The sequence below is a fragment of the Anaerozeibacter quisquiliarum genome, assembly GCF_051162045.1.
Classification (GTDB): domain Bacteria; phylum Bacillota; class Clostridia; order Christensenellales; family Aristaeellaceae; genus Anaerozeibacter; species Anaerozeibacter quisquiliarum.
The window spans coordinates 124,760-145,340 of the sequence record NZ_JBISDI010000002.1 but is presented as its reverse complement, the minus strand read 5'-3'; the positions used below and the strand labels follow the sequence as shown (position 1 = coordinate 145,340).

Genomic DNA, 20,581 nt, shown 5'->3' with positions numbered 1-20,581 from the left:
GATGAACGATAGAATCGTCCCCTCCAAGGATACGCTTGAGCGGATCATCCGCGAAATCCCCACGCCCTTCCACCTGTATGACGAGGCCGCGCTGGTTCGGCGCATGCGCGCGCTGAACGGGGCGTTTGCCTGGAACGCGGGCTTTCGCGAGTACTTCGCGGTCAAGGCCACGCCCAATCCCCATTTGCTTCAATTGATGAAGGCCGAGGGGCTGGGCGCGGACTGTGCGTCGCTGACCGAGCTGATGCTGGCGCGCGCCGTGGGCTTTTCGGGTGAGGAGATCATGTTCTCGTCCAACGAGACGCCCGCCGAGGAGTACCGGCTGGCGCGCTCGCTCGACGCCACGATCAACCTCGACGACATCACCCATATCGACTTTTTGAAGGAAAACGGCGGCATCCCCGAGCGGATCTGCCTGCGCTACAACCCCGGCGGGGACTATCGGGTGGCCAATCGGGTGATGGGGAATCCGGGCGAGGCCAAGTACGGCATGACGCGCGCGCAGGTCGTCGAGGCCGTGCGCCGGCTGACGGCGCTCGGCACAAAGCGGTTCGCGCTGCACGCGTTCTTGGTCAGCAACGCGATCGACCCGGCCTACTACCCCGGTATGGCGCGGCTGCTGATGGAGCTGGCGATTGATGTGCACCGCGAGACGGGCGCCGAGGTATACACGGTCAACCTGTCGGGCGGCGTGGGCATCCCCTACCGGCCCGAAGAGCGGCCGGTCGACATCGCGCAAGTCGGCGCGGGCGTCAAGGCCGCCTACGACGAGCTGATCGCGGGCACAGCCCTTGAGGGGCTTCGCATCGCGACCGAGCTCGGCCGCTGGCTGACCGGCCCGGTCGGCTGCCTCATCACGCGCGCGATCCACGAAAAGCACACCCACAAGGAATACATCGGCGTGGACGCCTCGGCCTGCGACCTGATGCGTCCGGCGATGTACGGGGCCTATCACCACATCACCGTCGCCGGCAAGGAAGACGCGCCGGCCGACCACACCTACGATGTGGTGGGCTCATTGTGCGAGAACAACGACAAGTTCGCGGTCGACCGCCAGCTCCCGCCAATCGAGCGCGGCGACCTGCTGATTATCCACGACACCGGCGCGCACGGCCGCTCGATGGGCTACAACTACAACGGCAAACTGCGCTCGGGCGAGGTGCTGCTCAAGGCCGACGGCAGTTTCAAGCTGATCCGCAGAGCGGAGACGCCGGAGGATTATTTTGCGACGCTCGATTATCCGGGGCTGACGGGCTGATAACCTTCCCGCGCTTGACAGCGGGAGGGACGCGCGGATACAATAATGGGACGCTTGCCGGACGGCGGCATCGTGATCTGCGATCGGGCAGCGGGGGGACGCGCGTCTCCCCGCCGCACATGCGTTTTTGGGGTGGGGCGGATGGTGGTCATCGTGGGGCTGGGCAATCCCGGGGCGAGGTATCGGCGCACGCGGCACAACGTCGGGTTCGACGTGGTGGAGATATTGGCCGAGCGCAACAAGATCGCGCTGACCCGGTCGCGCGGTAAGGCGCTGGTCGGCGAGGGCATGATCGGGGGCGTTCGGGTGGCGCTGTGCCAGCCGCAGACCTATATGAACCTGAGCGGCGAGAGCGTGGTGCAGCTGGTCAACTGGTACAAGCCCGAGCCGGGCGGGTTGATCGTGACCTACGATGACGTCGACTTGCCGCTAGGCAAGGTGCGCGTGCGCGCGCAGGGCAGCGCGGGCACGCACAACGGCATGCGCTCGATCATCGGTTTGTGCGGCCGGGACGACTTCCCGCGCGTGCGCGTGGGCATCGGCCGCCCGCCCGAGGGCTGGGACCTGGCCGATTTCGTGCTGACGCGCTACGAGACCGCAGACGAGCGCGAGATTGCTTTCGCCGGCTACATGAAGGCTGCGCAGGCGATCGAGGTGCTGGTTAAGGAAGGCGTGACGAAGGCCGCGGCCTTCGCCAGCCTATAATCGTTTAGGGGAGATTTATGTCAGACGTTCAAAACTGCCTGTTCGGACCGCTTGAGGAGCTTGACGCGTTTCATGCGCTGTGCGCTTCGGTGGCACGGCCGGGCGCGCAGGCGGTGGCGGGGGTGAGCGACAGCCAGCGGCTGCATCTGCTGGCGGCGCTGGCGGTCAAGACAGGCCGTCCGCTGATCCTGGTCACGTCGAGCGAGCAGGCGGCGGCGCGCGCGGTCGGCGACCTTCAGCAGTTGATGCCCGGCCAGGTGTCCGCGTTTCCGGCGCGCGAGGTGTCGTTCTTGCGCACCGCCGCGTCCAGCCACGACCTCGCGATGCGCCGGCTGCACGCGCTGGGCAGCGCCGTCACCGGGAAGCTGAGCGCGCTGGTCGCGCCGGCCGACGCGCTGATGCACCCTCTGATGCCGCGCGCGCTGTTCGAGGCGCATGTGATCCGGGTCAAGGAGGGGCAGCGGCTCGACCCGCAGGAACTGATGGCGCGCCTGGTCGCTGCCGGCTACGAGCGGGTGGACGTGACCGAGGCGCGCGGCCAGTGCGCGCTGCGAGGCGGCATCCTCGATGTCTACCCGATCGGGCAGGACAACGCGCTCAGGCTTGAGTTTTTCGACGACGAGGTGGACTCGCTGCGCGACTTCGACGTGATGACGCAGCGCTCGATCGCGCGGCGGGCCTCGGCCGAGATCTTTCCCGCGAGCGAGGTGCTGCTCACCGCCGACATGGCGCGCGAGGCCGCCGGGCGGCTGTCGGATGCGCTGGTCGCCGCGCGCGCCGGCGGACGCGCCTCCGGAGCGCCGGTCGACCGCCAGCGCGCGCTCGAGCAGGAGTTCGGGCTCATGCCCTACGAGCAGTTCTTCGAGCTGATGGGCGGGGACGACGACGGCGAGCTGCCTTCGGCGTTCGACCTCAAGCCATCCGCCAAGCGCGCCGCGCCCGTTCATCAGGACAAGAAAATCGACTACGCGCTGCGCACGGCGCTCGGGCGCAACTTCGCGGCGAGGCTGGACGCGCTCAAGGACGGGCGCAGCTTTGCCGGGGCCGAGTCGCTGATGCCGCTCATCTACGAGCACACCGAGGCGCTCGAAGACTACTTCGACCGCCCAATCATTGCGCTCGACCAACCGGAGCGGCTGCGCGAGCGCGTGGACAACCGGCTGCTCGAGTTCGAGGAGCACGTAAAAACCGCGCTCGAGCGCGAGGACGCGCTGCCGGAGCAGGGCGCGCTGCTCAAGACGTTCGCGCAGCTGCTCGTGGGCTTTGAGCGCTGCGCGCTGATCGCGATGAACCCGTTTTTGCGTACGCTCGAGGGGTTTCGCTTTCGGGGCATCCACAAGTTCGACGGCATACCCGCGACCGGCTACCAGGGCAATGTGCACGAGCTCGCGCGCGACCTCAAGCGCTGGCGGGACGAGGGCTGGCGCATCGCGCTGCTGGCGGGCGGCGTGGCGCGCGCGCAGCGGCTGAACCGGCTGCTGTTTGAAAACGGCTGTCCGGCCCCGTTCGTCGATCCCGCGCCCGAGCTGCTTACGGCGGGCGAACCGGTGATCCTCTCTTCGGCGCTCGAGCACGGCTTCGCCTACCCGGACATCAAGCTTTCTGTGGTCACCGAGGCCGACATCTTCGGCGCCAGCAAGCACAAGCCGGCGGCCAAGGCGTCCTCGGGCGAGAAGCTGGCGGCGTTCACCGACCTGAACGTCGGCGACTACGTGGTGCATGAAAACCACGGCATCGGCCGTTACATGGGCACGGTGCGGCTGGCCAGCGAGGGCACGTTCCGAGATTTTTTGCACATCCAATACGTGGGCACCGACAAGCTGTACGTGCCCACCGACCAGCTCGACCGGGTGCAGAAGTACATCGGCTCCGAGGGCGAAGCGCCCAAGCTCAACCGGCTGTCGGGCGGCGAGTGGCAGCGCCAAAAGGCCCGCGTACAGAAGGCGGTGCAGGACATCGCGGGCGAGCTTGTCAAGCTGTACGCCCGGCGAACCAGCGCGCCCGGCTATGCGTTTGCGCCCGACACGCCCTGGCAGCGCCAGTTCGAGGACGCGTTTGAGTACGAGGAGACGCCCGACCAGGCGCAGGCGATCGAGGAGATCAAGCGCGACATGGAGAAGCCGCGCGCCATGGACCGGCTGCTGTGCGGCGACGTGGGCTACGGCAAGACCGAGGTGGCGCTGCGCGCCATCTTCAAGTGCGTCTGTGACGGCAAGCAGGCGGCGCTGCTGGCACCGACTACCATTTTGGTGCAGCAGCACTACGCCACCATGCTGAAGAGATTCGACGGCTTCCCGGTCAAGGTGGACACGCTTAGCCGATTCAAGACGGCGGCCGAACAGAAGCGGGTGATCGATCAGCTCCGGGCGGGGGAACTCGACGTGGTAATCGGCACCCACCGGCTGCTGGGCAAGGACTTGGCGTACAAGGACCTGGGGCTGCTGGTCGTGGACGAGGAGCAGCGCTTCGGCGTCAAGCACAAGGAGACGATCAAGCAGTTCAAGAAGAACATCGACGTGCTGACGCTGTCGGCGACGCCGATCCCGCGTACGCTGCACATGTCGATGGTGGGCATCCGCGACATGAGCCTTTTGCGCACCCCGCCCGAGGAGCGATATCCGGTGCAGACCTACGTGGTCGAATATTCCGACGGGCTGATGCGCGACGCCATTTTGCGCGAGCTGTCGCGCGGCGGTCAGGTGTACGTGCTGCACAACCGGGTGCAGACGATCGAGGTGATGTACGCGCGGCTCAAGCGGCTGGTGCCCGAGGCGCGCATCGCGGTGGGACACGGCCAGATGCGCGAGCACGCGCTCGAGGACGTGATGCTCGACTTCTACGAGGGCAAGTACAACGTGCTGCTGTGCACCACGATCATCGAGGCCGGGCTCGACGTGCCGCGCGCCAATACGCTGATCGTGTGCGACGCCGACCGGTTTGGCCTCGCGCAGCTGTACCAGCTGCGCGGGCGCGTGGGCCGGTCGAATCGGCTGGCCTACGCATTTCTGACGGTCAGCCCGGGTAAGGTACTGACCGAGACCGCCGACAAGCGGCTGAACGCGATCCGCGAGTTCACGGAGTTCGGCGCGGGTTTCCGCGTGGCGATGCGCGACCTCGAGATTCGGGGCACGGGCAACATTTTGGGCGCGGAGCAGTCGGGGCACATGGCGTCGGTGGGCTACGACCTGTACGTCAAGATGATCGAGGACGCGGTGCGCCTCCTGCGCGGCGACGCTTCGCAAGGCGACATCGAGACCCGTGTGGAGCTCAAGATCGACGCCTACCTGCCGCAGGCCTATGTGCCCAGCGATATGACGCGCGTCGAGGTGTACAAGAAGATCGCGTCCATCCGAGATCGCGACGGGCGCGAGGACCTGATCGAGGAGCTGGTCGACCGTTTCGGCGACCCGGGCAAGCCCGTCATGAACCTGATCGAGATCGCGCACCTGAAGGCGCTGTGCCAGCGGCTGGGCATCGAGTCGGCGTCGATGCTTCGGGGCGAGCTCAAGCTGCGGTTCGCCAAGAGCGCCGACCCCGACGTGGCGCGCCTGGTCGCGGCGCTTGCGAAGCACGAGAAGCACGTGCGCCTGATCGCGGGCAAGGAACCGGCACTGCACTATGTGGACATGGGCAAGGATGTCGAGGAGCTGCTGCGCGGTGCGGTGGAAATGCTCGAGGATGTGGTGCCGAAGGTAGTGGAGGTATAAAGGAACTCTTATGTCAAACGGATTTCTCCCGGTCACCTTGGACGAAATGCACGCGCGCGGGTGGGAGATTTGCGACTTCGTGCTGGTCAGTGCGGACGCCTACGTCGATCACCCGTCGTTCGGGCACGCGATCATCGCGCGGGTGCTCGAGCGCGCGGGCTACCGCGTGTGCGTGCTGCCGCAGCCGAAGTGGACGACCGCCGAGGACTTCAAGCGCTTTGGCGCGCCCCGGCTGGGCTTTTTGATCTCGGGCGGGGTGATCGACTCGATGGTCAACCACTACACCGCCGCCCGCAAGCCTCGAAGTCAGGACGTCTACAGCCCCGGCGGCGTGGCCGGCCGCCGGCCCGATCGCGCGACGATCGTGTACGCCAACCGCGTGCGCGAGGCCTTCTCCGGCGTGCCCATCCTGATCGGCGGGGTGGAGGCGTCGCTTCGGCGGTTCGCGCACTACGACTATTGGGACGACCGGGTGCGCAACTCGGTCCTGGTCGACAGCGGCGCGGACATGCTGCTGTACGGCATGGGCGAGCGGGTGATCGTCGAGGCGGCGAAATACCTTGAAACCGGCGCGCCCGTCGCGGATTCGCGCATCGCCGGCACCTGCGTGATGCGCAGGGAGCCGATCGACGGGTACATCTTGCTCGACTCGGCGGCCGAGGTGGCGCACGACAAAGCGGCCTACGCGCGCGCGTTCAGGATCCAGTACGACGAGCAGGACCCCGTGCGGGGTGTGGGGCTGTGCCAGCAGCACGGCAAGCGCTACCTGTGCCAGCACCCGCCCGCTATGCCGCTCACGACGCAGGAACTCGACCGGGTCTACGCGCTGCCCTACGCGCGCGCCTGGCACCCGATGTACGATGCGGCGGGCGGCGTGCCGGCGCTGGGCGAGGTGGAATTTTCGCTTTCCTCGTCGCGCGGCTGCTTCGGCGCGTGCAACTTCTGCGCGCTGACCATGCATCAGGGACGCATCGTGACCTCGCGCAGCCGACAATCGCTGGTCGCCGAGGCGGTTAGGCTCACGCATATGAAGGACTTCAAGGGCTACATCCACGACGTGGGCGGCCCGACGGCCAACTTCCGCCATCCGGCGTGCGCGAAGCAGCTCACGCACGGCGCATGCAAGAACCGGCAATGCCTGTTTCCCGAGCCCTGCAAACAGTTGGACGCCGATCACGGCGACTACATCGCGGTGCTGCGCGCGCTGCGCGCGGTGCCCGGGGTCAAGAAGGTGTTCATCCGATCGGGCATCCGCTATGATTATCTGCTCAAGGACAAGAGCGGCGCGTTCCTCGACGAGCTGGTGCGCAACCATGTGTCGGGCCAGCTCAAGGTGGCCCCCGAGCATGTGTCGGGCGCGGTGCTGCGCAAGATGGGCAAGCCGGGGGCGGACGTATTCGAGCGGTTCGTGCAGCAATACCGCGAGGCCAATAAGCGCGCGGGGCTCGAGCAATATCTGGTGCCCTACCTGATGTCCAGCCACCCCGGCTCGACGCTGCACGACGCGGTGACGCTGGCCGAATACCTGAAGCAATCGGGCCTGCGCCCCGAGCAGGTGCAGGACTTCTACCCGACGCCGGGCACGATGTCCACCGCCATGTTCTTTACCGGCCTCGACCCGCGCGACATGCAGAGGGTTTACGTGGCGCGCGACCCGCACGAAAAGGCGATGCAGCGCGCGCTGATGCAGTACTTCCGCCCGGAGAACCGCGCGCTGGTGCTGGAAGCGCTCAAAAAAGCCGGCCGGCAGGACCTGATCGGCACCGGTCCGCATTGCCTGGTGCGCGAGATGCGGCCTGCGCCGGGACAAAGCGGCTGGCCCGGACAGCGGGGCGCGCCCCGCAAGAGCGGCGCAAGCCGCCCCAAGGCCGGCAGGGGAGGGGCCGCGCCGACGCGCGGCGGCAGGCCATCCCGCGCACCCAGGCGTCCCGCCTCAAAGAAGCGCTGAGGTTACGCTCCGTGCGGCCCCTATCTTGCTTTCAATTGGCAAAGACAATTAAGGGCAGATGGCCGCCGCGATTGAACGGTTCTTACCCCATCCCAAAGACCGACATCAACCGCGCCGGCCACTCGCCGATGCTGGGGCTGTGCTGGCGGATGAACGCGGCGATCATTTCGCGCGACGCGCCGGTGGCGTCGAGGGTCCATTGTCCGTCGGTGACCTGGCCGATGGCCACGCGTCCGACTGCCATGCCGCCGATGGCCAGTTCCCTCGCCACAGCCATACCGCCCATGGAGTACAGGCCGAGCGCCATGCCGCCGATGGCCAGCGCGCCCACCGCGATGCCGCCGAAGGCGACGCCGCCGAGCGCCATGCCGCCCAGCGCCAACAAGAGCCCCGCCGACAGCCCGCCAAGGCTGATAAGCCCGGCGGCAATGCCGCCCAGTGCGAAGCCGCCCAGCGCGATATCGCCCACCGCGATCACGCCGCGCGCCACCGCGGGCCGACCCGAAAAGCGAGAGAACTTAACATGGATGAGCGGCAGGCCCAGGAAAGCGGCTTCGCTCTTGTATTCATAGATATCGCGCCGCTCGATGGCGCGCTCAAGCTGACGCAACTGCTCGAGCAGCGCAGCCTGGTCGAGGGAACCTGCGCCCGCATCGGGCGATGGCTTGCCCAGCACCAGTTCGTCGAGGCTTGCGCCGAACAGATCGGCCAACTGAATCAGTTTGGGCAACTCGGGCATGCTGCCGCCTGACTCCCACTTGCCGACTGCCTGTCGCGATACGTCCAGCCGCTCGGCCAGCATTTCCTGCGACCAGCCCTGTTTGCGCCGAAGCGCGATCAATCGTTCAGAAAACACAGAAAAGCCCCCCTTCAACGGGCTTCAATATATCAAAAACGCCTGCCTTCCGCAAGCAAGCAACCCATTGCAATCAGGCAACCTGTGGTTGCAGGCCCTATTTGACGGGGATTAACCCCGTGCGCGCGCAGTGGAACATGAACTGCTGCACCAAGCCCGCGTCCTCGCCGAACAGCGCACGCGAGGCGCGCTTAAGCGCCGGGCGGCTCTTGGCCTGCGCGAGTTCGGGAAACCAGGCGCGGGTCAGCCGGTCGACCCACACGTCGACCGGGAAGGCGGAGCTGTGGCTGCAGCCGAACAGCAGCACGCAGTCGGCCACCTTGTCGCCGACGCCGGGGAGTTTGGTGAGTTCCGCGTGCGCCTCGTCGTAGGGCAGGCGATCGAGCTCGCCGAGCGGGAAGCCGGCCGCCACCATGCGCGCGGTGTTCACCAGGAACGGCGCGCGATAGCCAAAACCCAGCGCGCGCAGCGCCTGCTCGCTTACCCCGGACAATACCTCGGGCGAGGGCAGCGCGTTAAGCGTCAGGCCGCCCGCCTCATGCGCCTCGCCGTAGTGCTCCGCCAGCAGCCGGCACAGCCGCCGGATGCGCGAAAGGTTGTTGTTGGCCGACAGGATGAAGCCGACCAGCGCCTCCCAGGGAGGCTGATTAAGCACCCGCAGCCCCGGCAGGCGCTCGAGGGCCATGACGGCGTAGGGGAAGCCCGCATAGCGGCCCGAAAGCGCGCTATAGTCGCGCGGCAGATCGAGGTAGTGCACATAGGCCTCGACCAAATCCTCGCGCACCGGGTAGAGCACGAGCCCGTCCGGGCGCGGCTCGACCGAAATCGCGCTGCCGTACAGCACATTGTAGAACTTGCCCTGATACTCGCGCCAGGTGAAGCATTGCGCGCTGTCGATCAGCATGAGCCGCGCATCGAGCGCCACGCCCTCGATACGCAGGGTATTGTCTTGCCAGGTCGTGTTCATCATTCGATGATTATAATATACAGGGATTCGCCGTTGCAAGCACTCGTGACAAATTTCTGCCCGCCCGCGCTTTTTTCCTATAAGTTAACCGACGCATGCTATACTAAATCTATATTTACGCCCGCTTAAGGGCGGTCACGAAGGAGTCGATCTCCATGGTACGCACCCGTTTCGCGCCCAGCCCCACCGGGTATCTGCACTTGGGCGGCCTGCGCACGGCGCTTTACACCTACCTGTTCGCGCGCAAGATGGGCGGCGCGTTCATCTTGCGCATCGAGGACACCGACCAGGAGCGCGAGGTGCCCGGCGCGGTGGACAGGATCTACCAGTCGCTTAAGCTGGCGGGGCTCAAGTACGACGAAGGTCCGGACGTGGGCGGCGGCTACGGCCCCTACATCCAGACCCAGCGCAAGGATATCTACCTGCCCTACGCCAAGCAGCTCGTGGAAAAGGGCGGCGCGTACTACTGCTTCTGCACCAAGGAGCGGCTGGACGAGGCGCGCAGGCAGGCGGAAGCTGCGGGCGAGACCTTCAAGTACGACAAGCACTGCCTGCATCTATCCAGGGATGAGGTCCGCCGCCGCCTCAATGCGGGCGAGCCCTACGTGATTCGCCAGAATGTGCCGCTGGCCGGCAAGGCGTCGTTCGACGACGCGCTGTACGGCCATGTGGAGGTGGATTGCGCGACGCTTGACGACAATGTGCTGATCAAGGCCGACGCTCTGCCCACCTACAACTTCGCCAACGTCGTGGACGACCACACGATGGGCATCACCCACGTGATGCGCGGCACCGAGTACCTGTCGAGCGCGCCCAAGTACAATCTGCTGTACGAGTCGTTCGGTTGGCGGCCGCCGATCTACGTGCACCTGCCGGTGGTCATGCGCGACGCCACGCGCAAGCTATCCAAGCGCTACGGCGATCCCTCGTTCGAGGATCTGATGGAGCAGGGTTACCTGCGCGACGCCGTAATCAACTTCATCGCGCTGCTCGGTTGGAGCCCGCGCAGCGAGCGCGAGTTCTTCACGCTCGAGGAGCTTGAGCAGGCGTTCGACCTCGAGGGTCTGAGCAAGGCGCCCTCGATCTTCGACATGAACAAGCTGACCTGGTTCAACGCCGAGTACATGCGCGCTCTTCCCCCCGAGGAATTCCTCGAGCGCGCGACGCCCTGGCTCAAACAGGTGCTCGACCCCGAGAAATTCGACTTTGCGCGCATCGCGGAGCTGCTGCACACGCGCACCGAGGTGCTGGGCCAGATCCCCGGCATGGTCGACTTCCTGGCGCAGATGCCCTCGTTCGACACCGCGCTCTACACGCACAAGAAGATGAAGACCGATCCCGCGGTGGCGCTCGATTCGCTCAGAAAGCTGCGCCCGGTGATCGAGGGCGTCGCGGATTTCAGCGAGGCGGGCATTCACGCGGCGGTGACGGCGGCGATCGAGCAGTTCCAGATGAAGACCGGGCAGGCGCTGTGGCCGCTGCGCATCGCGATTTCGGGCAAGGCTTCAACGCCCGGCGGCGCGATCGAGATCGCGTACCTGCTGGGCAAGGCCGAGACGCTGAAGCGCCTCGACCGCGCCATCGCACAGTTGGAGGCTTGACATGGCGCAGACGGTGACCGAACCCAAGGGCCTGTGGAAGCTGCGCGTCTTCCTGTTCAACAAGATGTGCGGCCTGGCGCGGCGGGGGCTGCTCGATTGGCTGCCCGACAGGCTGTTCCTCAAGCTGCAATACTATCTGAAGCTGGGGCGTCGGCTCAACCTTAAGCGCCCTGCGCTGTACAACGAAAAGCTGCAGTGGATCAAGCTCTACGACCGCGACGAGCGCTACCCGGGCTTCGTCGACAAGCTCGCGGTGCGCGACTACGTGCGCGAGCAGGTGGGCGAGGAATACCTGATTCCGGAGATCGCGCGCTACGAGCGGCCGGAGGACATCGACTGGGACGCGCTGCCCGAGAAGTACGTGCTCAAATGTACGCACGGCTCGTCGACCAACATCATCCAGGACGGCACCAAAACGGCCGAAGCGATCGAGCGCGAAAAGCGCAGGCTGCCCGGCTGGATGGCCGGCGACTGGTTCCGGCTCAGCCGCGAGTGGCCCTATAAGGGCATCCGACCGCGCATTTTGGTCGAGCAGTTTCTCGAGGGGCCGGGCGGGCAGGTGCCCTACGACTACAAGATCCTGTGCTTTGACGGCGAGCCGCGCTACATCATCGTGGACGTCGACCGCTATCAGGACCACAAACGCAACTTCTACGATCTCAACTGGGAGCGGCAGGCGATCTTCAACCGCCACCCCGGCTACGACGGGCAGGTTCAGCGGCCCGAGTGCCTAAACGAGATGCTGGATGTGGCGCGCAAGCTGTCCAAGGGGCTAAAGCACATCCGTATTGACCTATACGAGGTAGACGGCCGGGTGTACTTCGGCGAGATGACCTTCTTCCACGGGTACGGCATGGAGGTGTTCCGCCCGCGTTCGTTCGAGCAGCACCTGGGCGAACTGATCCGGCTGTAAGCCGGTCACGCGAGTCCGGCCGCATGAATGAATTCCCCGCCGGGCGGGCAAGCTCGCCCTTTGGGGGAATCCATTTGCACCGGCAAAGCCAGCACAAATGATTGAACATGGAGGGCTGCGGCCCTCCAGACCTCCCGGGGTTTTCGAGAATGGCTGCCTGGGTGGGAGAGGGGTATCGATGAGCAAGTTCTACGCGCAGCTGCACCTGCACACCGCCGAATCGAGCGCGTGCGGGCGCGACGGCGCCGAAGCGATGATGCGCGCCTGCGCCGGGCAGGGTTACGGACTGGTCGTGGTGACCGACCACTTTTTCAACGCCAACACCACCAGCCCCCGAAATCTGCCCTGGCCGGAGCGGGTCGGTTGGCTCATGAAGGGTTACCGCGCGGCCAAGAAAGCGGGCGACAAGTTGGGTGTCGCCGTGCTGTTCGGCTGGGAAACCGACCAAGGCGGGCCGGAGATATTGACCTACGGACTGGGTGAAGAATATCTGCTTACGCATCCCGACATTGCCGAGTGGGACCTCGAACGGTACGCGCGCGAGACGCGGGCGGCGGGCGCGTTTCTCGCGCACGCGCACCCGTTCCGCCAGGCATATTACATCGATCCGTTCCGGCCTCGGCCCGAGCTGTACGACGCGATCGAGGTCTACAACGCTCACCACCACCACGCGGGGCACAGCGAATGGGATGCGCAGGCGCTGCGGCTGGCGCACAGGCACGGCTCGTTGATGACCGCCGGCGCCGACGCGCACAAGGCGGATGAAGTGGGCTTCGGTGCGATGGAACTGCCCTGGCCGGTCGCCGACATGGACGGGCTGATCGCGGCGCTCAGGAGCGGGCGCGCGCGGGTCATTGAGAAATTATAGGAGTCATACCATTGAATCAAGCGAAGAAAAAGAGGGCGTGGGCGAAGGTGTTATCGTGGGTGTTGGCGGCCGGGCTGATCGCGGGCGGCGCGTTGGTGGCGGTGGTGCACGTCGCGTCGCGCGCGAGCTATCCCGTCAGGCGCGCCGACGCCATCGTGGTGCTGGGCGCGCGCGTGATGCCGGACGGCGAGCTGTCCACCACGCTCGAGCACCGGATCGAGACGGCCTACGCGGCCTATGAGCAAAAGCTGGCCGATCAGTTCATCGTGTGCGGGGCGCGCGGGAGCGACGAGCCTGTGACCGAGGCTTTCGCGATGGCCCAATACCTGCGCGCGCGCGGGGTGCCGGAATCCCACATCCATCTCGAGGATCAGTCGATTGACACCGAACAGAATCTGCTGGGCGCGCGCTCGATCATGGAGGCACGGGGCCTTACGAGCGCGCTGCTCGTGACCAGCGACTACCACATGACGCGGGCGCTGTGGCTGAGCGCCGACGTGGGCGTGGACGTCGCGGCCTATCCCGCGCCCGGCCCCGACCTGTGGCACAACCGCGCGGTCGCCCGCCTCAAGGAAGCGCTGAGCTGGACGAAGTATTTCGTGCAGCGAAGGGTATTGCGCTGATCGTATGATTTGGCTGCGCACGGTAAGTTGCGGGCGGCGGGTGACCGCAGGCCTGTGGTTTTACGGCGCAGGGGAGACTCGTCCTATCGATGAAGGTGCCGCCCGTCGGGCGGCACCTTCATCGATAGGACATCGGGAACGCCGCGCCGCCGCCGTTTGGACTCGGCCTTGCGTTCCTTTTGTTTGAATGTTTGATACGGCGGCGCGGGGTTACGGGGTTACGCCAAGGGCTCCGCCCCTGGACCCCGCCAAAGGGCTTCACTCAATTCGCAATGGTCGCCCCACGCCATCCGGCGTGGATGCTCGCTTGCTCATTGGGCTGGCGCCCTCCCTTCCTCGCCCGCCGGGCGCGGTCGGGTGCGCCCCTCTGGACGCCCTTCAGCGCTCACGCGGGGGAGGGGTGTCCTCGCGCTCGTTTTGCGCTTTGTTGGCAGCCTTCATCGCCTGAAATGCTTCTCGGCTCATCACCGTGTTTGTGCCCAGACAGGCGTCGCAGCGCGCGCCGCATTCCGGGCACACGCAGCCCAGCCGCATGCTCTCCGCGTGAACCATGTACGCGTCGCACCGCGGACATCCGCATCGCATCCGATCACTCCATTCCCTTCATCAGTGCCTCAAGCGCCGCCGGCAGCGGCGATTCAAACGACAGCCGCTTCCCGCTTGCCGGATGCGTCAGCGACAGAAACGCCGAGTGCAGCGCGAACCGGCCCGGCAGCCGCGCATCCTCCGTCCCATACAGGAAGTCACCCAGCACCGGGCAGCCGATCGACTGCAGGTGCACCCGGATTTGATGCGTACGCCCGGTGAACAGCTTGAGCCGCAAAAGCGCCATACCGCCGCGCGTCTCCAGCGTCCGATACGCCGTGCGCGCGGCCTTGCCGTCCGCGCGCACCTCGCGCCTGACCGTCGCGCCGTCCGCTTTGCCGATCGGGGCCTCGATCTCGCCCTCGCCCGGCTCGGGGCGGCCCGCGACCACCGCCAGGTATTCGCGCTCGAAATCGCCGCTGTGCAGCTTTTGCGACAGCAGCATCTGCGCGTGCGCGTGCTTGGCCACCACCATCAGCCCGCTCGTGCCCTTATCCAGCCGGTTGACCGGCCGGAACGCGTAGCTGGGATCGCCCGCATAGCGGTGCGCCAGCCGGTTTTCGAGCGTCCCGCCCGCCTGGCGCGGCGACGACTGGCAGGCGAGCGGCGCTTCCTTATCGACAATCAGCAGGTGTTCGTCCTCATAGACCACGAAGACGGGCCCCGCCTCCGGCATGGGGGCGCGGCCCGGCGCTTCCACCAGCGTCAACTCGATCACGTCGCCCGCGCGCACCGGTTCGTTCGCATGCACCGCGCGCCCATTGAGCATCAGCGCGCCCGCCGCCTTCAGCATGCTCAGTTGGTGATACGACAGCCCGATCGAGCCGCGAATGACCCGCTTGATTAGCCGCCCGTCGTCCGCGGGCGGCACGGGGTAGGTGATGGTGTGCACGGAAGCCTCCCAATCACTGAGGCTGCAGCGCCAAGAGACGCCGCAGCCCCGGTTTCTTGCTTATCTAACGGAAAACGGCGGTTGCAAAGCGCAGATCGCCCCTACGGCACCCGGCCTTGCCCTGTTTTCATCAGTCGTTCGCGGCCGCGTCGCCGCCCTCGGCGTCATCTGCCGGGACATCCGCCTCCTGAGCGTCCGCCTCCGGCGTGTCGGTCTCGGGCGCGGCCAAGCCTTCCGGCATTTCCCCCTGGGGGTAGAGCTTGGCCGTCGCGCCGCGCAGGTCGAGGCCATAGAGCGCGTCGCCCTCCTGAACCTTCACCTTGAAGCCGAGCGTACCCGCCTTGCCCGGAGCCAGCTTCTTGCCCGCTTCGAGCTCCTTGAACGCGACCGAGGTACCGTCCTTGAGCGTGATGTAGATGGTGCCGGCCTCGGGCGCGGCCGCAGCCTTGGTGCGGTTGACAAAGAACATCTGAACCATCAGATGGCCGTCCTTGTAGAAGATCTGGCGCGCGCTGGTGTAGATTTGTTCTTCGTCGCCGACGACCGGTTTCTTATACTGGGCGCGGTTGCCCGCGACCGCTATCTTGCAATCGACCATCGCCTTCTTGCCCGCCTTGGCGCGGATGATGGCCTTGCCGGGCGAGCGCGCCGTGACATTGCCCTCCTGGTCGACCGAGGCGACCTTGGGGTTCGAGCTCGCGTATTTGACCTGTACGGCGCCCGCCGAAACCGGCGCGTCCACCGTGAGCTGCGCCCTGTCTGCGCCCGGCAGGCCGACGACCAGGTTGAGTTCCGAAGGCGTGACCGTCAGTTCGGACACGTTCGCGCTCTCGCCGCCCTCGCCGGTCGCGTCGCCCCTGACCGTCACCAGGCAGCGCGCCTTGCCGCCGCCGAACGTCTTGACGCCGATGATCGCGCGGCCGGGGCCGACCGCGGTCACGAGGCCGGTGTCGTCCACCTGCGCCACGCGCTCGTCGCTGCTTTTCCACGAGAGCGACGCGAGCGAGGCGTTCGCGGGCTTGACCTGTACCTCGAGCGCCTGCTTCGCGCCCCCGTCGAGCGTGAGCTTGCCCGGCTTGAGCTTGACGTTCTTGGCCGGCGTACCGCCCACCATCACGCGGCAGGTGGCGCTGGCGCCGTTCTCGAGGCTGGCGGTGATCGCGCACGTGCCCTCGGCCACGGCCGTGATCTTGCCTTCCTCGACCGTCGCGATTGCCGGGTCGCTGCTCTCCCAGGTGATCGCCGATTCCGTTCCGGCCGGCTTGACCTGGGCCTTCAATTGTGTGCCCGCGCCCGGCTTGAGCAGCAGGCTGTCCTTGCTCAGCAGCACCGACGCGCCCTTGACGTTCACCTTGATCGGGACCGACTGGCCGCTCGACGCGGTGGCGTACACCGTGCACTCGCCGCGGGCTACGCCCACGATGATGCTCTCGCCGGTGATGTCGGCAATCGAGGGATCGCTCGAGGAGAACTGCACGATCGGGTCGGCGGCGTCCGCGGGCTTGACGCGCGAGCGCACGTTGCGGCTTTCGCCCTCGAAGATCTCCAGGCGGGTCTTATCCACTTCGACCTTGGTGACCACCTTGTCCTTGGGCACCACCGTGAGCGCGCATGTGGCCTCGAGGCCGCCGTCGGTGGACACGGTGATGAAGGTCTCGCCCAGGCCCACGCAGTTCAGGTTGCCCTCCTGGTCGACGGTGACCACGCCGGTGTCGTCCGACGCCCATTTGATCGGCTCGCTGGCGTTTTCCGGCAGCACGGTCAGGTTCAGCTTGGTCGTGCTGCCCATGGCCAGCGCCAGCCTCGGCGTATTCAGCCGCAGCTCGTCGACCGGCGTGATGTCGCGCACGTTTACTTCGGTGGACACGGTCAGACCGTTCGATGTGGTGGCGGCGATGCGGGCCGCGCCCGGCTTCACGCCCTGCACGGCGCCGGTCTCGTCGACCGTGGCGACCGACAGGTCGGAGCTCGACCAGTAGATCGTGTGCCGGGACGCGTTGATCGGCTGCGTCTGCGCCTCGAGCTGGCGCGTACGGCCGAGCGGCACGTCGACCGGGCCTTCCTCGAGCTTGACCTCCAGCACCTCGGCGGTCGCCCGGCGCGCCAGCACCGGGAACGAGCTGCCCGCCGGCTGGATCTGCACATCGAACACCAGGTCGGTGGCGTCCGGGCGCTTGAGGATCTGTGATTCGATGTAGTCGCGGATTTCGCCGAGCGATACCGCGCCGTTTAAGTTGGTGTCGGCGGGCAGCTCGTCGGCCGGGCGCAGGCCCACGTAGTCGTAGCCGCAGCCCGCGGTCAGGTAGTAGGTGATGAGGCCGCGGGGTTCCTCGCCCGCCTGAAGCGCCGCTTCGACGCTCGAGGACAGCGTGGAGGCGCTGAGCACGTAGTAGTCGGCGGCCTTCGGCGACGCCTTGAACGCGTCGATCACCGCCGTATTGTATTTCGACAGCGCCTTGGCCAGCGTGCCGTCCTGCTTGCTGAGCTTGGGCAGCAGCGAATCGGCATAGCGGTTGTCGAACGCCACGAGCTTGACGCCCGGCACCTGGTCGAGCAGCGAGACCAACTCGCTGATCTTGAGCATCTTGCTGTCCTTGCCCACGATGGCCGGAGTGCCCTTGTCGCTCATGAAGCCATGGCCGGCGAAGTAGAAGAAGGTCACGTCGTCGTCGTCCACGCCCCAGTTGTGCACCTCGGAGAACGACGAGACGATCTCGTCGGTCTGCAGGTTCGCGAGGACCGTGGGCGACTGGTAGAACGCCCCCGCTTCGTTGGCGGCCTGCAGCGTCTGCGCCATGCGCGCGGTGTCGTTGACGCAGCCGCTCAGCGCGTTGGTCTGATATCCGTCGATGCCGATCAGCAGCGCGCGATAGGTGGTTTCCCCATTGCCCGCTGCCAGCGCCGAGCTGCATGTGCCGAGCACAAGCGTCAGCAAAAGCGCTATCCAGGAGAAGCGTTTCATAGGCAGATCCATCCTCCGTATCATGGCGGTGTGCGCCGGAATCAACAAGACAACCTATTATAGCACACCCCAGTATATCATAAGGGAGCCGCTTCACGCCATACCGCGCCTTCCATTGGGCGAATTTAACAGGAAAGGCTTGCATTGCTCAGACTCGATTTGGTATCATAAAGTTCAAATTAACAGGATCGAGGGGATACCATGGCCGCGCTCACGATGGACAAACTGGTCGCGCTGTGCAAAAACAGGGGATACATCTTCGCGGGTTCGGAAATCTACGGAGGGCTCGCCAATACGTGGGACTATGGCCCGCTGGGCGTCGAGTTCAAAAACAACGTCAAGCGCGCCTGGTGGCGCAAGTTTGTGCAGGAGAGCCCGTACAACGTGGGGCTCGACTGCGCGATTCTGATGAACCGCGAGGTGTGGGTGGCCTCCGGCCACGTGGGCGGCTTCAACGACCCGCTGATGGACTGCCGCGCGTGCAAGGCGCGCTTCCGCGCCGACAAGCTGATCGAGGAATATTCCAAGGGCGAGGTGCAGGCCGACGGCTGGTCGAACGAGAAGCTCGAGCAGTACGTAACGCAGCAGAATATCCCCTGCCCCTCCTGCGGCAAGCACGATTTCACCGGCATCCGCCAGTTCAACATGATGTTCAAGACCTTCCAGGGCGTGAACCAGGATTCCGCCGCGGAGATCTTCCTGCGCCCCGAGACCGCGCAGGGCATCTTCGTCAACTTCAAGAACACGATGCGCGCCTCGCGTAAAAAGCTGCCCGCCGGCATCGCTCAAATCGGCAAGTCGTTCCGCAACGAGATCACGCCGGGCAACTTCATCTTCCGCGTGCGCGAGTTCGAGCAGATGGAACTGGAGTTCTTCATGAAGCCGGGCGAGGACCTCGAGTGGTTCGCCTACTGGCGCGCGTTCTGCCGCGACTGGCTTACGTCGCTCGGCATCAAGAAAGAAAACCTGCGCCTGCGCGACCACGACCCCGAGGAGCTGGCGTTCTACTCGAAGGCCACCACCGATTTCGAGTTCCTGTTCCCGTTTGGTTGGGGCGAGCTGTGGGGCATCGCCGACCGAACCGACTACGACCTCAGGCAGCACCAGGAGCATTCGGGCGAGTCGATGGAGCACCTCGACCCGGTGACGGGCGAGAAGTACATCCCCTACTGCGTGGAGCCGTCGCTGGGCGTCGACCGCATGGCGCTGGCGTTTCTGTGCAATGCCTACGAAGAGCAGGAGCTGGACGGCGGCGATTCGCGCGTCGTCCTGCACCTGCATCCGGCGCTGGCCCCGTACAAGGCGGCGGTGCTGCCGCTGCAGAAGAAGCTTTCTGAGAAGGCGCGCGAGGTCTACGCGAAGCTTGCCAAGCGCTTCGCGGTGGACTACGATGAGACCGGCTCGATCGGCAAGCGCTACCGCCGCGCCGACGAGGCCGGCACGCCCTACTGCATCACGATCGACTTTGATACGCTCGAGACCGGCAAGGTCACCGTGCGCGACAGGGATACGATGCGGCAGGAACTGGTCGCGATCGAGGACCTGGCCGCGTACCTCGATGCAAAGATCGACTTTTAAGTGAACAAATCAAACGGGCGATTGGGGAAATCAATTCCCCAATCGCCCGTTTGACGTATGAACGAGCCTACTCCGCGGCGATTTCCGCGCTGGGGTAGATGCTCACCTGCTTTCTGTCCTTGCCCAGGCGCTCAAACTTGACCACGCCGTCGAGCTTGGCGAACAGCGTGTCGTCGCTGCCCTTGCCGACGTTCGTGCCGGGATGGATCTTGGTGCCGCGCTGACGCACCAGAATGTTGCCCGCGAGCACAAACTGCCCGTCGGCGCGCTTGGTGCCCAGGCGCTGCGCGTGGCTGTCGCGGCCGTTGCGCGAGGAGCCGACGCCCTTCTTGTGGGCGAAGAGCTGAAGGTTCAGCTGAAACATGTGAATTCCCTCCGTTCTTGGTAGCCGATCCGAATATGATCGGGGTATTGGTCGTGGATGGCTTGAAGCTCCTTTTCGAGCGCCCGGAGCATGGGCTGCGCCTTCGTGAGATCCGCCTCGGCCACCAGGATCCGGACGCCTGAGTCCGCCCTCTCGGCCCGGACGCGCAGGCCCATCACTTCGCAAAGCCCCAGCGCCGTCATGTGGCTTACGGCGGATATCGCGCTGCACACGATGTCGCGTCCCGCCTGCGCGTATCCCGCGTGCCCCACAATCGAGACGCCCGCGAGCAACGCACCTCTTTGAAAAAAGGTAGCCCGGGTCATCAGCCGGTGATGGACGCGATCTCCACCTTGGTGTACGGCTGGCGGTGGCCCTGCTTCTTGCGCACGTTCTTCTTGGCCTTGAACTTGTAGACCACGACCTTCGCGCCCTTGACCTGGCCCAGTACCTTGCCGGTCACCTTCGCGCCGTTGACGGTCGGCTGCCCAACCTTCACGGAATTCTCGCCTCCGAGCAGCAGCACCTCGAACTCGACGTTCGCGCCCTCCTGCTCGTTCAGCTTTTCCACATAGATCACGTCGCCCTGCTGGACGCGGTACTGTTTGCCACCGGTTTGTATGACTGCGTACACGCGTAGCACCTCCTCATCGAATACTCGCCGAGCAAAGGCCATGTTTGCACATGTTTACGAGCCCCTCTCGAGCGGCTTACCGACCTAGTATAGATGAAACGGGCCTTGTTGTCAACCGTA

General features: G+C 65.6%; 17 protein-coding genes. 9 read left to right on the top strand and 8 right to left on the bottom strand.

Annotation, left to right across the window (positions count from 1 at the left end; genetic code table 11):
• Window position 1 precedes the first annotated feature (1 nt).
• The 4 genes from ACH6CV_RS01615 (at window position 2) to ACH6CV_RS01600 (ending at window position 7,618) form a co-directional block, all read left to right on the top strand.
• Window positions 2–1,258: a diaminopimelate decarboxylase family protein gene (locus ACH6CV_RS01615; RefSeq protein ID WP_456356408.1), complete on the top strand. Its 1,257-nt coding sequence runs from the start codon at window positions 2–4 to the stop codon at window positions 1,256–1,258.
• 141 nt (window positions 1,259–1,399) lie between these two features.
• On the top strand, window positions 1,400–1,963 hold the full coding sequence (gene pth, locus ACH6CV_RS01610; RefSeq protein WP_456356407.1) for an aminoacyl-tRNA hydrolase: 564 nt from the start codon (window positions 1,400–1,402) through the stop codon (window positions 1,961–1,963).
• 17 nt (window positions 1,964–1,980) lie between these two features.
• Window positions 1,981–5,670, top strand: coding sequence for a transcription-repair coupling factor (gene mfd / locus ACH6CV_RS01605; RefSeq protein ID WP_456356406.1), 3,690 nt, complete (start codon window positions 1,981–1,983; stop codon window positions 5,668–5,670).
• Window positions 5,671–5,680: 10 nt separating this feature from the next.
• Window positions 5,681–7,618 carry a YgiQ family radical SAM protein gene (locus ACH6CV_RS01600; protein ID WP_456356405.1) on the top strand — a complete coding sequence of 646 codons (1,938 nt, stop codon included), beginning with the start codon at window positions 5,681–5,683 and terminating at the stop codon, window positions 7,616–7,618.
• An 82-nt stretch (window positions 7,619–7,700) separates the two neighbouring features.
• On the opposite strand, the gene ACH6CV_RS01595 is transcribed toward ACH6CV_RS01600, so the two are convergent.
• Window positions 7,701–8,474, bottom strand: coding sequence for a helix-turn-helix transcriptional regulator (locus ACH6CV_RS01595; RefSeq protein WP_456356404.1), 774 nt, complete (start codon window positions 8,472–8,474; stop codon window positions 7,701–7,703).
• 97 nt (window positions 8,475–8,571) lie between these two features.
• Window positions 8,572–9,441, bottom strand: coding sequence for a DNA-3-methyladenine glycosylase family protein (locus ACH6CV_RS01590; protein WP_456356403.1), 870 nt, complete (start codon window positions 9,439–9,441; stop codon window positions 8,572–8,574).
• A gap of 155 nt (window positions 9,442–9,596) precedes the next feature.
• Here ACH6CV_RS01590 and gltX point away from each other — a divergent pair, with 155 nt between their 5' ends.
• From gltX to ACH6CV_RS01570, 4 genes are all read left to right on the top strand, one after another.
• Window positions 9,597–11,042 carry a glutamate--tRNA ligase gene (gltX, locus tag ACH6CV_RS01585; protein WP_456356402.1) on the top strand — a complete coding sequence of 482 codons (1,446 nt, stop codon included), beginning with the start codon at window positions 9,597–9,599 and terminating at the stop codon, window positions 11,040–11,042.
• Window position 11,043: 1 nt separating this feature from the next.
• Window positions 11,044–11,955: an ATP-grasp fold amidoligase family protein gene (locus tag ACH6CV_RS01580; protein WP_456356401.1), complete on the top strand. Its 912-nt coding sequence runs from the start codon at window positions 11,044–11,046 to the stop codon at window positions 11,953–11,955.
• 178 nt (window positions 11,956–12,133) lie between these two features.
• The gene (locus ACH6CV_RS01575) at window positions 12,134–12,823 is read left to right on the top strand and encodes a PHP domain-containing protein (RefSeq protein ID WP_456356400.1); all 690 of its coding nucleotides are present in this window, start codon (window positions 12,134–12,136) and stop codon (window positions 12,821–12,823) included.
• A gap of 11 nt (window positions 12,824–12,834) precedes the next feature.
• The gene (locus tag ACH6CV_RS01570; RefSeq protein ID WP_456356399.1) at window positions 12,835–13,446 is read left to right on the top strand and encodes a YdcF family protein; all 612 of its coding nucleotides are present in this window, start codon (window positions 12,835–12,837) and stop codon (window positions 13,444–13,446) included.
• 378 nt (window positions 13,447–13,824) lie between these two features.
• On the opposite strand, the gene ACH6CV_RS01565 is transcribed toward ACH6CV_RS01570, so the two are convergent.
• The 3 genes from ACH6CV_RS01565 to ACH6CV_RS01555 form a co-directional block, all read right to left on the bottom strand.
• Window positions 13,825–13,998, bottom strand: a complete 174-nt coding sequence (locus tag ACH6CV_RS01565; RefSeq protein ID WP_456356398.1) for a hypothetical protein — start codon at window positions 13,996–13,998, stop codon at window positions 13,825–13,827.
• 37 nt (window positions 13,999–14,035) lie between these two features.
• The gene (locus ACH6CV_RS01560) at window positions 14,036–14,923 is read right to left on the bottom strand and encodes an RluA family pseudouridine synthase (protein WP_456356397.1); all 888 of its coding nucleotides are present in this window, start codon (window positions 14,921–14,923) and stop codon (window positions 14,036–14,038) included.
• Window positions 14,924–15,053: 130 nt separating this feature from the next.
• Window positions 15,054–17,885: an Ig-like domain-containing protein gene (locus tag ACH6CV_RS01555; protein WP_456356396.1), complete on the bottom strand. Its 2,832-nt coding sequence runs from the start codon at window positions 17,883–17,885 to the stop codon at window positions 15,054–15,056.
• 201 nt (window positions 17,886–18,086) lie between these two features.
• Here ACH6CV_RS01555 and ACH6CV_RS01550 point away from each other — a divergent pair, with 201 nt between their 5' ends.
• Entirely contained in the window at window positions 18,087–19,463 is a 1,377-nt protein-coding gene (locus ACH6CV_RS01550) for a glycine--tRNA ligase (protein WP_456356395.1), read from the top strand.
• A gap of 67 nt (window positions 19,464–19,530) precedes the next feature.
• Here the strand turns inward: ACH6CV_RS01550 and rpmA are convergent, their stop codons facing one another.
• Genes rpmA through rplU form a run of 3 tightly spaced genes read right to left on the bottom strand, consistent with a single transcriptional unit; the run spans window position 19,531 to window position 20,461 of the window.
• On the bottom strand, window positions 19,531–19,827 hold the full coding sequence (rpmA, locus tag ACH6CV_RS01545) for a 50S ribosomal protein L27 (RefSeq protein WP_456356394.1): 297 nt from the start codon (window positions 19,825–19,827) through the stop codon (window positions 19,531–19,533).
• Window positions 19,815–20,153 (bottom strand): ribosomal-processing cysteine protease Prp, encoded by a 339-nt coding sequence (locus tag ACH6CV_RS01540; RefSeq protein WP_456356393.1) that lies wholly within the window; start codon window positions 20,151–20,153, stop codon window positions 19,815–19,817. Before ACH6CV_RS01540 ends, rpmA begins: the two co-directional genes overlap by 13 nt.
• A complete protein-coding gene (gene rplU, locus ACH6CV_RS01535) occupies window positions 20,153–20,461 on the bottom strand; it encodes a 50S ribosomal protein L21 (RefSeq protein ID WP_456356392.1) in 309 nt (102 codons plus the stop codon). The genes ACH6CV_RS01540 and rplU overlap by 1 nt, the downstream gene beginning before the upstream one ends.
• Window positions 20,462–20,581: the final 120 nt, after the last annotated feature.